The sequence below is a fragment of the Streptomyces sp. NPDC001668 genome, from assembly GCF_042893155.1.
Taxonomy (GTDB): domain Bacteria; phylum Actinomycetota; class Actinomycetes; order Streptomycetales; family Streptomycetaceae; genus Streptomyces.
Map to the genome: position 1 here is coordinate 430,806 of NZ_JBIAUQ010000006.1, position 13,787 is coordinate 444,592.

General features: G+C 69.3%; 15 protein-coding genes and 1 pseudogene. 7 read left to right on the forward strand and 9 right to left on the reverse strand.

Annotated features, from left to right (window positions below; all coding sequences use genetic code 11):
* Positions 1-76: 76 nt before the first annotated feature.
* The 3 genes from ACFYZ8_RS21560 to ACFYZ8_RS21570 form a co-directional block, all read right to left on the reverse strand.
* Positions 77-733 (reverse strand): DUF5063 domain-containing protein, encoded by a 657-nt coding sequence (locus ACFYZ8_RS21560; RefSeq protein ID WP_359034071.1) that lies wholly within the window; start codon positions 731-733, stop codon positions 77-79.
* Positions 726-1,325 carry a recombination mediator RecR gene (gene recR / locus ACFYZ8_RS21565; RefSeq protein WP_007383602.1) on the reverse strand — a complete coding sequence of 200 codons (600 nt, stop codon included), beginning with the start codon at positions 1,323-1,325 and terminating at the stop codon, positions 726-728. Before recR ends, ACFYZ8_RS21560 begins: the two co-directional genes overlap by 8 nt.
* An 88-nt stretch (positions 1,326-1,413) precedes the next feature.
* Positions 1,414-1,761: a YbaB/EbfC family nucleoid-associated protein gene (locus ACFYZ8_RS21570; protein ID WP_028809102.1), complete on the reverse strand. Its 348-nt coding sequence runs from the start codon at positions 1,759-1,761 to the stop codon at positions 1,414-1,416.
* 253 nt (positions 1,762-2,014) lie between these two features.
* Between ACFYZ8_RS21570 and ACFYZ8_RS21575 the strand changes: the two genes are divergently transcribed.
* The gene (locus tag ACFYZ8_RS21575; RefSeq protein WP_359034068.1) at positions 2,015-2,740 is read left to right on the forward strand and encodes an SLATT domain-containing protein; all 726 of its coding nucleotides are present in this window, start codon (positions 2,015-2,017) and stop codon (positions 2,738-2,740) included.
* A gap of 30 nt (positions 2,741-2,770) precedes the next feature.
* Here ACFYZ8_RS21575 and ACFYZ8_RS21580 read toward each other — a convergent pair whose 3' ends face one another.
* A complete protein-coding gene (locus ACFYZ8_RS21580) occupies positions 2,771-4,333 on the reverse strand; it encodes a substrate-binding domain-containing protein (RefSeq protein ID WP_388537671.1) in 1,563 nt (520 codons plus the stop codon).
* A 129-nt stretch (positions 4,334-4,462) separates the two neighbouring features.
* Positions 4,463-4,720, reverse strand: coding sequence for a hypothetical protein (locus tag ACFYZ8_RS21585; protein ID WP_359034064.1), 258 nt, complete (start codon positions 4,718-4,720; stop codon positions 4,463-4,465).
* Between the two features lie 543 nt (positions 4,721-5,263).
* Between ACFYZ8_RS21585 and ACFYZ8_RS21590 the strand changes: the two genes are divergently transcribed.
* From ACFYZ8_RS21590 to ACFYZ8_RS21600, 3 genes and pseudogenes are all read left to right on the forward strand, one after another.
* Positions 5,264-5,422: a DUF397 domain-containing protein gene (locus tag ACFYZ8_RS21590; protein WP_388537764.1), complete on the forward strand. Its 159-nt coding sequence runs from the start codon at positions 5,264-5,266 to the stop codon at positions 5,420-5,422.
* A 74-nt stretch (positions 5,423-5,496) separates the two neighbouring features.
* Complete coding sequence (locus tag ACFYZ8_RS21595; protein ID WP_388537673.1) at positions 5,497-5,841, forward strand: hypothetical protein; 345 nt, start codon at positions 5,497-5,499, stop codon at positions 5,839-5,841.
* Between the two features lie 7 nt (positions 5,842-5,848).
* A pseudogene (locus ACFYZ8_RS21600) lies at positions 5,849-6,547 on the forward strand (transposase family protein).
* Positions 6,548-6,632: 85 nt separating this feature from the next.
* On the opposite strand, the gene ACFYZ8_RS21605 reads toward ACFYZ8_RS21600, so the two are convergent.
* Positions 6,633-7,556 carry a helix-turn-helix domain-containing protein gene (locus tag ACFYZ8_RS21605; protein ID WP_388537675.1) on the reverse strand — a complete coding sequence of 308 codons (924 nt, stop codon included), beginning with the start codon at positions 7,554-7,556 and terminating at the stop codon, positions 6,633-6,635.
* Between the two features lie 269 nt (positions 7,557-7,825).
* Here ACFYZ8_RS21605 and ACFYZ8_RS21610 point away from each other — a divergent pair, with 269 nt between their 5' ends.
* The 3 genes from ACFYZ8_RS21610 to ACFYZ8_RS21620 all read left to right on the forward strand — a co-directional run bounded on the left by ACFYZ8_RS21610 (position 7,826) and on the right by ACFYZ8_RS21620 (position 10,744).
* Positions 7,826-9,181 (forward strand): aspartate aminotransferase family protein, encoded by a 1,356-nt coding sequence (locus ACFYZ8_RS21610; RefSeq protein WP_388537677.1) that lies wholly within the window; start codon positions 7,826-7,828, stop codon positions 9,179-9,181.
* Positions 9,182-9,272: 91 nt separating this feature from the next.
* On the forward strand, positions 9,273-9,974 hold the full coding sequence (locus tag ACFYZ8_RS21615; protein WP_388537679.1) for a GntR family transcriptional regulator: 702 nt from the start codon (positions 9,273-9,275) through the stop codon (positions 9,972-9,974).
* A 119-nt stretch (positions 9,975-10,093) separates the two neighbouring features.
* Complete coding sequence (locus tag ACFYZ8_RS21620; protein ID WP_359034054.1) at positions 10,094-10,744, forward strand: hypothetical protein; 651 nt, start codon at positions 10,094-10,096, stop codon at positions 10,742-10,744.
* A 4-nt stretch (positions 10,745-10,748) separates the two neighbouring features.
* On the opposite strand, the gene ACFYZ8_RS21625 is transcribed toward ACFYZ8_RS21620, so the two are convergent.
* The 3 genes from ACFYZ8_RS21625 to ACFYZ8_RS21635 form a co-directional block, all read right to left on the reverse strand.
* Positions 10,749-11,042, reverse strand: coding sequence for a hypothetical protein (locus ACFYZ8_RS21625; protein ID WP_306978460.1), 294 nt, complete (start codon positions 11,040-11,042; stop codon positions 10,749-10,751).
* Positions 11,043-11,163: 121 nt separating this feature from the next.
* Entirely contained in the window at positions 11,164-12,507 is a 1,344-nt protein-coding gene (locus ACFYZ8_RS21630; protein WP_388537681.1) for a HupE/UreJ family protein, read from the reverse strand.
* The gene (locus tag ACFYZ8_RS21635; protein ID WP_388537682.1) at positions 12,504-13,787 is read right to left on the reverse strand and encodes a DUF3500 domain-containing protein; all 1,284 of its coding nucleotides are present in this window, start codon (positions 13,785-13,787) and stop codon (positions 12,504-12,506) included. The genes ACFYZ8_RS21630 and ACFYZ8_RS21635 overlap by 4 nt, the downstream gene beginning before the upstream one ends.

Sequence of the window (13,787 nt, forward strand, 5' to 3'; positions counted from 1 at the left end):
GCAGTCAGACCACCCCAGGTGCCCGCGCATTACGCCGTTCCGGAAGCCTTCTCGTATGACACGCGTCACATGGACGCTACTGCGAGGACCGCAGGCCCAGCGGACCCGCGATCTCCTCCACCATCACCTTGCCCGCCTCGAACTCCAGCGTCTCGTCGCCCATCGCCTGGTCGGTGTCGAGGCCGTCCAGTTCCTCCAGCGGCTGGTTCAGGCGGACGTGCGCCACCACCGACTGGAGGGCGCGCAGGGTCGCGGAGGCCGTGGAGCCCCAGTTGGAGAAGTAGGAGAACTGCCACCACCACAGTGCCTCCGAGGTGCGGCCCGCACGGTAGTGGGCCATGCCGTGGCGCAGGTCGGTGATGACGTCGGTCAGGTCGTCGGAGATACGGGCCGGGACCGGGGCCTTGCGCGGCTCGTAGGGGTCGAAGACCTCGGAGTAGACGTCGATCGGTTCCAGCAGCCGGGCCAGGTTCTCGCGCAGTTCGTCCACGTCGGCGTCCGGGCCCGTGTCGGGCTCGTAGCGCTCGTCGGGGACGATGTCCTCGTGGGCGCCCAGGCGGCCGCCGGCCAGCATGAGCTGGGAGACCTCCAGGAGGAGGAAGGGGACGGCCGAGTCGGGTTCGTCGCCCTTCGCCACCTCCATGACGGCCACCAGGAAGCTCTCGACCTGGTCGGCGATCTGGACCGCGAAGTCGTCGGGGTCCTGGGCAGCGTGCAGTGTGGCGTCAGACATCTAGGAGTCGTCTCCCCTCGAAGGCGCGGCCGAGGGTCACCTCGTCCGCGTATTCCAGGTCGCCACCCACCGGGAGGCCGCTGGCCAGGCGGGTGACCTTGAGGCCCATGGGCTTGATCATGCGGGCGAGGTACGTCGCCGTGGCCTCGCCCTCCAGGTTCGGGTCGGTGGCGAGGATCAGCTCCGTGACCGTCCCGTCGGCCAGCCGGGCCAACAGCTCTCGTATGCGCAGATCATCGGGTCCTACACCCTCGATGGGGCTGATCGCGCCGCCCAGGACGTGGTACTTGCCACGGAACTCCCGGGTGCGCTCGATCGCGACCACGTCCTTCGGCTCCTCCACCACGCAGATGACGGAGAGGTCGCGGCGGGGATCGCGGCAGATGTTGCACAGCTCTTCCTGCGCGACATTGCCGCAGGTCGCGCAGAAGCGGACCTTCGCCTTGACCTCCATCAGGCACTGCGCGAGCCGACGTACGTCCGTCGGCTCCGCCTGGAGGATGTGGAAGGCGATCCGCTGGGCGCTCTTGGGACCGACGCCGGGCAGCCGCCCCAGTTCGTCGATGAGGTCCTGGACCACGCCTTCGTACAACGGACTGCCGTCCTTCCTGGGTTCCTTGCGATACGTACGCTAGTTGGCCGACACCCGTCTTAGAAAGACAGGCCCCCTGACCGGTCCCCTAGAAGGGCAGTCCGGGGATACCGCTTCCGCCGCCCCCGAGGCCCTGGGCGAGCGGGCCGAGCTTCTGCTGCTGGAGCGTCTGCGCGTTCTCGTTCGCCGCCTGTACGGCCGCCACGATCAGGTCGGCGAGGGTCTCGGTGTCCTCCGGGTCCACCGCCTTCGGGTCGATCTTCAGCGCGCGCAGCTCGCCGGCGCCGGTGACGGTGGCCCTCACCAGCCCGCCGCCCGCCTGGCCGTCGACCTCGGTCCTGGCGAGTTCCTCCTGCGCGTTCGCCAGGTCCTGCTGCATCTTCTGGGCCTGCTGGAGCAGCTGCTGCATGTTGGGCTGGCCACCACCGGGGATCACGATCAGCTCCTGTGTCGGTACGGCTGTGCGGGCGAGGTTTTTCCTCCCTGGCACGAGCCTACGTGGTCGGGACGGGCGTCGCCCCAGCACTCTTTCGAGTGAGTCGGCCTGGAGTCCTATACCTGATCAAGGCCCTCTTCCGAGCGGAAAAGCAACCAAAGCACCCCCTTCGCCACCCATTGGGCGGTAGGAAGGATCCCCGCACATCAGCATCAGGCGTCACGCAGGGTGACCGATCAGTAGGGAGCGCCGGGTGGGTCAGCCGGAGATGCAGCCCGAGGGCCCGCCTCAGGACGGACGGGCCGATCTGACCGGGCGGACGTTTCCGCTCGGTGACTGGGGCGAGCCCGCCGTGCAGCTGGACGAGCTGTACCGGTGGGTGGAGCGCGGGGCGCTGGAGACGGCGTCCTGGTATCTCACGGACCGGGTGTGGAAGCGGCGCTGCGCGCGGGCCCTGCGGGGCGGCGCCGCGGCGGGGGCGGTCACCGGGGCCGCGCTGCCGTTGCTGGGGCTGGCGGGGGTGGCCGGGGCCGGGCTCGCGCCCTGGGGCTACCTCGCCCTGCTGCTCGCGGTGGCCTGCGTGGCAGTCGACCGGTACTTCGGCGTGACCTCGGGCTGGATAAGGGACGTGGCCACCGCTCAGGCCGTGCAGCGCCGGCTCCAGGCACTGCAGTTCGACTGGGCCTCGGAGGGCGTGCGGGAGGTGCTGGGCCCTACGGACGGTACGGCCGCGGAGGCCACGGAGCGGTGTCTGGGAGTGCTGCGGCGCTTCTCCGAGGACGTGACGGAGCTGATCCGCGTCGAGACCGCGGACTGGATCGTGGAGTTCCGGAACGGTTCCGCTCCCATGGGGATCCAGGGGGCGGTGACGTCCGGGGGCCGCCAGGACCCGGGCACCGCCCAGGGCCGCTTCCCCCTTCCCCCGGGCCCGCCGGCCCGCCCGAACATGCCCCGGCAGAGGCCACCGGAGCCGAGGTGACCCCCCTTCCCCCCGCTCAGTGGCAGGGGCTCAGCCGCACACCCCCTCCCCCCGCCCGCACGGCAGATGTCCCTGTTCCCGGATCACGTCCTGGCTCGTGCCCTCGTCGAGGTAGGCGAGGAAGGCGGCGGTGAGGGAGCCGGGGGGCGGGGTGCGGTGGGTGTAGGCGTACTCGACGCCTCGGTAGGGGTACCGGCCGAGGTGGTCGACCGAGGCCGCCTCGCCGTTCAGGGGAACCCGTCGGACACCCTTGTGACCGGTGGCCAGGGTGAGTTCGCTGTAGCCGAGGGCACCGGGCTGGGCGGCGACCTTGTCCAGGACGTCCGCCGTGGAGGCGAGTTCGCAGCGGGTGACGGGGGCGCGGGCGGCGGCGGCCACCGCCCGGTTCGTCAGCGGGTCGCAGTCCAGGGAGGTGGTGGGGGTCATCTCCCAGGCGCCCCCGAGGACCTGTTCCTGGAAGATCTGCCGGGTCCCCGAGTACGCGTCCCGGCTGACCAGCACGACCGGCAGGTCGGGCAGGCGCGGGAGGCTGCCCGGGCGGGAGGCGTTCAGGTCGCTCCAGCGTCTGACCTCGCCCCGGTACAGGCGCTCCACCTCGGTCGCGGTCAGGCCGCGCGTGCCGAGGTCGATGCCGTCGTTGACGACGAGCGTGAAGACCGACAGGGCGATCTTCTCGCCGTGCAGGTGCAGCCGGTCGCCCATCGGCCCGTCCGAGAAGGCGATCACGGACCGCGCCTCCTTCGCCGACCGGCCGCCCGTGGCGGCGAGGGAGGCCACCCCCGCCTCGCTGCCGCGCGCCTCGACCTTGATGTCGGCGCCCGGGCAGTCCTTCTCGTACTCCTTGGCGAGCGTCTCGATGACCGGGGCGAAGGCGGTCGAGCCGGCCACCGTGAGGCTGCCCGTCTCGCAGCCGAGCGGGGGCGGGGTGTCGTCGCGGGCGACCACGATCGTGGCGAGGACCAGGACGGAGAGGGTGAGCAGACCCGTGAAGATCCGTGCGGCGGGGCTGAGGAGGGGCGGGATCTCGTCCGGGGTGGCGCTGCGGTTGGGGTGCACCTCGCCCTCCCGGATGCCGCCGGTCATCCGGATCGGCCGGCCCACGTCCCCGCCGGACAGCAGCACGAGCAGCTTGTAGTGCTCGCCGCGGTTGAGCGGGACGCGCGGGATGCGCAGCCGGTTGTTCTCGTAGCCGAAGCCCCGTTCCGGGGTGAAGTGGTCCATGAGGTGGTCGGTGTCGATCGGCTGGGTGACCGACACCCCGCGCACCGTGCGGTCACTGAACACCGCGGTCAGGCCGTGCCGTTCGGGGCCGGTGTAGTCGTCGCGGTCGATGCCCTGCGAGCCGTCGTTCTCGATGCGCAGCAGGACCAGGGTGGCGTCCGACATGTCGGGGGCCTCGTCGAAGAGCCCCAGGCGGACGCCCGCCCGCCCGCGCCGTACGTCGTCGCCGATCGGGTTGTCCATCTGCACGCGGTAGCCGATCCGCTTGCGGCGCGGCACCCGGCGCTCGTACCAGACCATGACCCCGGACGCGACGACACCGAGGACGGCGGTCCCCACCGCGACGACGTTCTCCGCGCTCAACCACTGCACTGTGGGTGCCCCCGCCCCGCAACTCCCGCAGTTCGCTCGTACGACCACCGTACGGCCGTACGAGCGGGCTCGCGGGGGCGGTGGGGCGAAGTTCGCCGGGCGTTCAACCGGCGTACGCGGACGGGGACTTCAGGGCGTGAGGGGCGCCGGGGGAGCGGTCGGCGCCACCTCGGGGCCGTCGTCGTCCAGGACGGAGTGGACCGTGCCGCCGGCACCCACCGCCACCACCAGCGCGACGGCGACGAGGGCGGCCGTGACGGGACGGCTGCGACCCGGGCTCCCGTCGGGCTCCGGGACGTACGGCGTCAGGTACGTGCCGGGCGAGGACCGGTCCCGCGAGTGGTGGTGCTCGGGCTCGGCACAGGCGTGTTCCTCGGGACTCTCCATCGCAGGCCCTCCCACGAGGCCGAGACCGTACCCGCGCGGCACGAGCCCAGTGTCCAGGCCCCCGCCACCCGTCGAGAGCTGGTCGCGAAGGCCGCACAATAAAGGCGGAGGAAGCCCCCTAGGAACGACCTCCGCCTGCCGATCTTACGCGCCGGAGAAACAATTCTCTAATGAAGATAGGCGGCCAAGATTCCAGAGGCCACCACAACGAAAATCATGGTACAGAGACGGAGTGTCTTTTCCCATGTTTCTAACGCCTCACTGACAACCTTGCGCAACTCCTTATACACGCATTCACACCCCTCCGAGCAAGCAGCCACCCCTACGAAATCCGAGTGTGACACGACACCGCACAATTGGCTAGGTGGCAGATAGATAGCCCGCCAAGTGCCGACTGGCGAAATGATCGGCGATCACGAAGCATGAGCAACACACGCTACGTGATGAGGAGTTGCACGCCGTCACTTACCGGTATCAGACTGCATACGGATTCACTTCACCCCTGGAGTGCCATCTATGACCGAGCCGAGAGCAACCTTCCCTATGTGGCGCAAGAGCAGCTTGAGCGCACAAGGAAATTGCGTGGAAATTGCGTTCATTGAGACTGTCTTGGTCCGTGACTCAAAAAAGCCGGATGGACCCTCCTTGACATTCTCCAGAGCAGGCTGGAGCAACTTCCTTGGATCATGTTTGGTCCGGTAGAACTAAAGGCTGTCCCGCAAAAGCCGGCGGGGCCCTCCGCGACTCGGACCTCGCGCCTGTGGCAGCCTGCCGTCATGCCAGCCGAGCTGCGAGAACGTCACTACGCCATCCAGTTCCACTACGCCTTGCCCGACAATGCCTGGGCTGTGGAGCTGAGCGAGGCGGTGCTGGCGCCAGCCGCGTGGGCCGAGAACCCCAACGCCGAGAGGCACCTGCCTGGAGCCGCCTTCTTGGTGGCGTTTGTCCCCGACGAGGATCCAGATCTGGAACCGACCGTCCACGTCCACGTCCACGTCCACGTCCATGATGAACACGTCACCCTCTACGAGATCATGCGCTGGTTCATGGAGCAGGTAGCCGGGCAGGTCGAGCGTTGCCGTACCGCGTTTGAGCAGGACGGGCGGGATGCGGTGGAATGATCTTGCCGTGGCTGGTGTGATCACGGCATCGGAGCCGCCCTGGATAGCCCCGTCACCGGACTGAGCCCACGTGCGTTCAGGAAGCTGGTGACGGCTTTACGGCGCGAGGGCGCGGATGCGGTCCGCAGAGCCCGGCCGTGGGGCCTTGCGTTGGAGGACCGAGCACTGCTGGTGGCCGCTTACTGGCGCGCGAACTTGACGATGCGGCAGCTCGTTCCGCTGTTCGGGGTCTCGAAGTCGGCAGCGGACCGCATCGTCCACCGCCTCGGGCCGATGTTCGCGCTCCAGCCCCGCAAGCGGTTCGCCAGGGGCGCCGTGCTCATCGTGGACGGCACGATGGTTCCCACCCGCGCGACCACTCCGTGGCGGAGCAGTCGAAACACTACCGGTACTCCACCGCCCACCAGATCGTCATCGACGCGGATACCCGTCTCGTCGTGGTCGGCAACACCACCACTATCGCCGACGGCGGCTGCCAGGTCACCGGACTGGTCATCCCGCACCAAAGGGCGAAGGGACAGGCCGAACTCCCGGACTCGAAGGAGGAACACAGCCGGTCCACGAGCAGGTCCGAACATGGGTCGAGCACGTCCATGCCCGCATGAAGACCTGGAAGATCCTCCGCGACTGCCGTCTCAAAGGCGACGGCGTTCACCACGCCCTGCTCGGCATCGCCCGGATGCACAACCTCGCCCTCGCCGGATAGGCAAGCGGACCGCACGGCGGTTCACTATGCCGAAGGCGACCAGCAGATCATTCACGGGACAGCCCTTAGCGGGACCCATCGAACCTCAGTCGGCTGAGGGCAGGCTGGACAGGCGGAATAGGGAGCGATCCAAAATGTCCGAAGTGCCGTCCCTCCGGGCTAGTTGCTCTATGTCAAAGAAACTCTCCAGGAAACGTGCGGGGGCGGGGCCCTCAGCCCAGTCGATTCCCTCACGCACGATGGCCTCATCGTTCGACCGCTCGAGGTACAGGACGATGTCCTCATCCGGATCCTCGAACTCGAAGAGGACGTACGAGTTCCGGAAGTTGCGGTAGAGGCCCGCCTCGAATGGGAGGATCCGTAAGGAGATCTGTGGGTGGTCGGCCAGTTCCTTGAGTCGTCTCACCTGACGGCGCATCACGGCGGGGCCGCCGACCACCCGGCTGACGGTGGTCTCGTCGAGGATGAAGTGCATCTGGGGACCGTCGGGGCGGAGCAAGCGGTCCTGTCGTTCGAACCGAAGTTCTGCTCGCATGTCCACCTGCTCCGGCGGGCTCGTCAGCCGCAGCACCTCGAGGGCGTACTCCTCGGTCTGCAGAAGGCCCGGCACCAGCACGGGCTCGAAGGTGCGGATGATCGAAGCGGCTCCCTCGTAACCGAGGGACAGAAGGAAGGCGGGGTCCGCGCTGTCCCGGTACCGGTCCCACCAGGGGCGCTCCCGCGCCGCCCGGGCCATGGCGATCAACCTGTTCACATGGTCCGGGTCGGTGACCTGGTAGTGGGCAATGAGCGCTCTGAGATCCGTGATGGATATGCCGTTCCGCCCGGACTCGATCCGAATCAGTTTCGAGAGTGACCACTCCATCTCGTTGGCCACGTCTCGCTGAGTGAATCCGGACGACTCGCGCAGTCGGCGCAACTGGTCCCGCAGCTTGCGTCGCTGAAGCGCGGGGTCTGTGAGCGGCACCTGCGTCCCCCCGTCGTCTACATCGCGGTGAAAGGCCTGCACCTAGGCGCCCTGCCAATATGCATGCGGCGATGCGGCAACAGGACTGGTGCACAAAGCCACCTGTAACTCAGCATCGAGCAGACGGCCCCATCGGACAAGCGGCTGGGACAACACGAGTGAGCTGGTGAGGGCGATGGTGCCGATGCTTTCGGATTGCCCGGGGAGGGGGATGCGACAGCGCCGGAATCGACACTGTGTCGTCTTCAGCCCCCGTCCACAGACAGGACGCCGATACCACTTCCGCATCCCGGACACCTACGCTCGATCGCATGACCCCTCAGCCCCACCCCGAGGTCGGCGCCGCCGTGAAGGCCGCGGACCGTGCTCATGTGTTCCACTCCTGGTCCGCGCAGGAGCTCATCGACCCGCTCGCCGTCGCCGGCGCCGAGGGGTCGTACTTCTGGGACTACGACGGGAACCGCTATCTCGACTTCACCAGCGGGCTCGTCTACACCAACATCGGCTACCAGCACCCGAAGGTCGTCGCCGCGATACAGGAGCAGGCGGCGACGATGACGACCTTCGCGCCCGCCTTCGCCGTCGAGGCACGGTCGGAGGCGGCCCGGCTGATCGCCGAGCGGACGCCGGGGGACCTGGACAAGATCTTCTTCACCAATGGCGGCGCCGACGCGGTCGAGCACGCGGTGCGCATGGCCCGGCTGCACACCGGGCGGCCCAAGGTGCTCTCCGCCTACCGGTCGTACCACGGCGGCACGCAGCAGGCCGTCAACATCACCGGTGACCCGCGGCGCTGGGCCTCCGACAGCGCCTCCGCCGGGGTCGTGCACTTCTGGGCGCCCTTCCTGTACCGGTCACGCTTCTACGCCGAGACGGAGGAGCAGGAGACCGCGCGGGCGCTGGAGCACCTGGAGACGACGATCGCCTTCGAGGGGCCCGCCACCGTCGCCGCGATCGTCCTGGAGACCATCCCCGGCACCGCCGGGATCATGGTCCCGCCGCCCGGCTACCTCGCCGGGGTCCGCGAGCTCTGCGACAAGTACGGGATCGTCTTCGTCCTGGACGAGGTCATGGCCGGGTTCGGGCGGACCGGTGAGTGGTTCGCCGCCGACCTGTCCGGGGTCGTACCCGACCTCATGACCTTCGCCAAGGGGGTCAACAGCGGGTACGTGCCGCTCGGCGGTGTCGCCATCTCGGGAGCGATCGCCGACACCTTCGGCAAGCGGCCCTACCCCGGCGGGCTCACCTACTCCGGGCACCCCCTCGCCTGCGCCGCCGCCGTCGCGACCATCAACGTCATGGCGGAGGAGGGCATCGTCGACAACGCCAGGCGGCTCGGTACGGCCGTCCTGGAGCCGGCCCTCAAGGAGCTCGCCGAGCGGCACCCGAGCGTCGGCGAGGTGCGGGGCGTGGGCATGTTCTGGGCCCTGGAGCTGGTGAGGAACAAGGAGACCCGCGAGCCGCTGGTGCCCTACAACGCGGCCGGTGAGGCGAACGCCCCGATGGCCGCGTTCGCGGCCGCCGCGAAGAAGCAGGGCATCTGGCCGTTCGTCAACATGAACCGGACCCATGTGGTGCCGCCGTGCAACGTCAGTGAGGCCGAACTCAAGGAAGGGCTGGCGGCACTGGACTCCGCGCTCTGCGTGGCGGACGAGTACACGGAGTAAATCGCCGGGGCATTCGAACGCGTAAGGTGGCGTGCTCGTAGACATGTGTACGAGCACGCCATTGCACACGCGCGAGGGAGGCGCCCCGACGATGCCCGGCAGCAGCGGCAACGGTGCCGTCACCCGCAGCACGCTGCGGCAGCAGATCGCGGACGCGCTGCGCGACGAGGTACTGGCCGGGCGGCTCCAGCCGGGGCAGGAGTTCACCGTCAAGGAGATCGCCGAGCAGTACGGCGTCTCCGCGACCCCCGTGCGCGAGGCCCTCGTGGACCTGTCGGCGCAGGGGCTGCTGGAGGCCGACCAGCACCGCGGCTTCCATGTGCACGAGTACTCCCTCGACGACTTCCGGAGCATGATCGAGGCCCGCAACCTGGTCACGGACGGCATGTTCCAGGCGCTCGACGCCGGTCACCGCGTCTTCCAGGACCTGGACGAGCCCCGTACCGCCGCGGCCGTGGCGGGCGTACGGCGACGCGGTGACGAGGCTCAGCGGGCCGCCGCCGCGGGCGACCTGACCGTACTGATCGGCTACGACCTGCGCTTCTGGCGCGAGCTGAGCGTCCTGTTCGGCAACCCCTACCTCGCCGACTTCCTGCACCGGCTGCGGGTGCAGACCTGGGTGTGCACGGTCCAGCACCTGCGCCGGCTCACCGATCTGCGCGGCAGCCTGTGGTCCGGGCACCCCGAGGTCGCCGACGCCCTGTACCGGCGGGACACCTCGGCCGCCCGCAAGCTCCTCATCGCCTACAACGGCCACTATCTGACCCTCATCGAGGGCCTGACCGCCGACTGAGCGCGCCGGGCACGGGTACAACGTGCACTACAGGAGCCGTCCGGGGGCCCCACCGACTACCCTGCCTTGACCACCGTATGAGGACATCCGCGCACCGCGAGTATCCGAGGAGCTGTCTTTTGGCCTGTGACCTGTGGCTGGTGCCTCTCGTCGACGTCCTGTGCCACACGCCGGACAACCCGTTCGCCGAGGAACTCGCGCAATACAACAAGGTGCTCGCCGAGGCCGGGGTGCCGCCGGTGCCGGTGTACCAGTACATGCCGGGACTGTCCGGCGAGGTCGCCCCGGTCGCCGGGTTCGACTACGACGCCCTGCACTTCCTGCGCCGCGCCTACCTGCTCCAGGTCTGCGGGCTCCCGGTCACGCCGGTCGACGAACTCGGCGGGGACTACGAGCAGTTGCTGGAGATGTTCGAGGCGACGGCCCAGCAGTCCCATCTGGTCTGGCACTACGACCACGCGGGCGCGTACGTCCCGGTCGACTTCCCGCACCCGCTGGCCAACGACGAACTCCTCGCGGGCGGCGGCCCGTTGGGCTCCTCCCAGGCCCTGCTGCGGGAGCTGGAGTTCGTGGCCCCGGTGATCGGTATCGACCCGGCCAACCCGCCGGCGCCCCCCGAGCCGCCGCGCGCCCCCACGGAACTGGAGGAGCCGGCCGTCCCCGCGCCGTACGACCCCAGTCCCTTCGCCCGCGAACGCCATGTCTGGCTGGGGCTGCACGCGGCGGCGACCCGGAGTCTCGCCCAGGGCTCGATGATCATCTTCAGCTGAGGAGTCACCGCCCCAGCTGGGAGAGCCCCTTCTGCACGTCCTCGTAGTTCATCACCGGGGTGTAGCTGATCTTGGCGCCCAGGTTCATGAAGAACGGCTCGCTGATCACCGGCATCAGCGAGCTGTCCTGCATGTCGAAGACCATGTAGGCGGTGCGCTGGCCGTTCTCGGCGGTGAAGTAGGCCGCTTCGGGCTTGATCTGTTCCATCGACTGCTCGATCAGCTTCGGCAGGGTGCCGTGGCTGATGGCCTCGTTCGCCTTCTCCGTGTCCATGGACACCTTGAGCAGTACGCGCATCGCACTCACCTTCTCCGGATCGACACGCAGAGATGCACCATCCCAGAATATGCCCGAATGCGGCATTCCTCCCGGCTACTCCCGTGGGAGCAGCCGAGCAGGAAGACATCGCTGCCGGTCGTCAGGCCGGCAGGACGGAGTCGGCCTGGACCTCGCGGCGGGCGAACAGCGTCCAAGCCGTGGCGGTCACCGCGGTCACCGCGAGCGTGGCCAGCAGCACCGTCGTATGGGATCCCGCGCTGTCGGCGCCCCGGGCCACGGGGTTGGCCAGGCCGAGGCGGTCGGCCAGCCAGCCGAGAGCGGCCGTGCCGGTGAGGACCGCGCCGGTCAGCCGCAGCACGGGCTGGATCCGCAGGCGGGCGAGGACCAGCAGGGACGGCAGGGCGAGGCAGACCAGCAGGAGCTGGACCAGTTCGATACCGAGGTTGAAGCCGAACAGACTCGTCACCAACTGGCCCGTGTTCAGCTGCATCTCGGCGAGCACGAAGGAGAACGCCATGCCGTGGCCGAGCCCGAACACCCCGGCCACGAGCGCCTCCTTGCCGGGGAACAGGGGCCGGATCGCATGGATCGCGCCGACCAGGATGCTCGCCGCGATGAACGCCTCGACCGGCCGGCCGGGAATGTCCGGGCGGACCAGCGCGGTCGCGGCCAGCGCGACGGAGTGCCCGGCGGTGAAGGCAAGGGTGATGCGGGCGATGCGGGCCAGGGCGCTGCGCGCACCCACCAGGCCGTTCCAGCGTCCCCCGCTCGCCGCCAGCGGGGCGGGCAGCAGCAGGATGAGCAGGAACAGCAGATGGTCGGTGCCGGTGAGGATGTGGTCGCCGCCGAGTTCGGCCATGGCGACGAAGCCCCGCCAGGCGCTGCCCGCGCCGAGGTCGACCTTCAGGGCCGGGACCCTCATCGTCCGGGTGTCGACGCGGATCGTGCCGACCTGTGTGGTGCCCTCACCGTCGACCTGGCCGGCCGACCAGTCCTGACGGACCGTCACCAGAGCGGTGTGCGTGACGACCTGGTGGACGATGACGTCGTAGCCGAACGTGAAGTGCCGTACGTCGGTGCCGGCCGGCGGCGTGAGCAGGGCCCGGACGACCAGCTCGCGGTACCGGCCGGTGTCGGTCTGGACGGCCCGGCTCAGGGCGGGGCGGCCGACGGTGACCTGCCAGGTGCTGCCGTCGGTCGCGGTGGGCCTGATGTGCTGGACCAGGTAGGCGCGGACGGCTCCGGTCCGGGCGCTCAGCGTCTTCTCGGACACCTCGATCCCGCTGGCGCGGGCGAAGTCGTCGAGGGGCAGCTCCAGTCGGGCGGAGACCGAGTGCTCGTGGACGTCGAGCTGCACCACCGAGTGCGGCATCGGATGCGCGGCGGCCGGCGACGCCCCGAGCAGGAGCGTCGCCGGTACCGCGATCGCGATCCCGGCAACCCAGCGCAGCGCTGTGGTCAGCCAGTTTCGCGGTCCGGTCATGAGAAGGAGAACTCGCTGCCGTAGTCGCGGGTGTGGTCGCGGTACACCGAGTGGTAGTGGATCTGGTTCCGGTAGACCACGCCGCTCTGGCAGACGAACTCGATCCACACGCCGGGGCCGTCGATGCGGACGTAGTCGCCCTGGGCGTCCAGGCCGGTGCCGCCGGAGTAGGCGACGTAGGTCTCGCCGAGCTCCTTCGCGTACGTCTTCATGAGCTGCCTCGCGGTGGCGTCATCCACGTCGGCGACCCAGGGGTGGATGGCCGCGAGGACCAGCTTCTGCTGTTTGGGCGACAGCTCGCCGACCTTGATGCCCTCCTTGGTCTCCGGGAACTTGCCGTCCTGGCTGGGGCCGAGGAGGACATCGCTGAAGGACTCCGACAGCTTGGCGGTGGCCAGCTGCTGGGTGGTCAGGCTGCCGGTCAGCTTGAGCAGGCCGTCGCGGAACGCCGCCATGGGGGCGTGCGTGGTGCCCTCGTCGTCCGTCCAGGTGCTGGGCTCGACGCCGGTGAAGAACGGGCTGGAGCCGGCGACCTTGCCGTCCTTGTAGGTGATGTTCACGGCGAGGTGGTGGCCGCCGAAGTGCAGTTGCCAGGTGCCCTTCGCCGAGGGGGTGCCGAGGAACGCCAGGTAGTAGATGCCGCTGCCGTAGCCGCCACCGCCCGGGCCGCCACCGGTGCCGCCGGAGGGCGGGGCGCCCGTGGGGACGTCGGTCGGGGTGCCCGTCGGGGTGTCGGTGGCCGTCGAACTCGCGGTCGCGGACGGGTCCGCCGAGGCGGTGACCGTCGGGGCGTTCGTGGGTACGGCGGAGGCGGAGCCGGTGCCCTGCGCGGAGGCGAGCACGTCGTCGGCCGCCAGCGTCTCCATGACGTGCTTGTAGCCGGTGTCCTTGCCGGACCCCAGGGCCGCCTTCAGCACGTTCTCCAGCGCGGTGAGCTGGGTGTCGCTCAGCGAGCCGGTGGCGATGCCGGGGCGGCAGGAGGAGCCGCACGGCAGGTTCGACCAGGCGGTCGCGTTGGCCTGGGTGAAGTCCAGGACCGTCTCCGCCTGCTGGTCGGAGTCGAGGGTGTTGAGGAACGCGTTGGCGGCGCTGACCACGGCGGCGGTGCCGGTGGCCTTCTTGTCCACCGGGTAGTGCACGCCGGTCTTCTTGGCCTCGCTCGTCGTCGACGCGTTGGCCGCCGCGAAACCGCCACCGACGAGGACGACACCGGCGGCCACGCCGGCGACACCCCGCCAAGTCCGCCGCTTACGCGCCTGACTGGTTCTTTCCCTACTCAC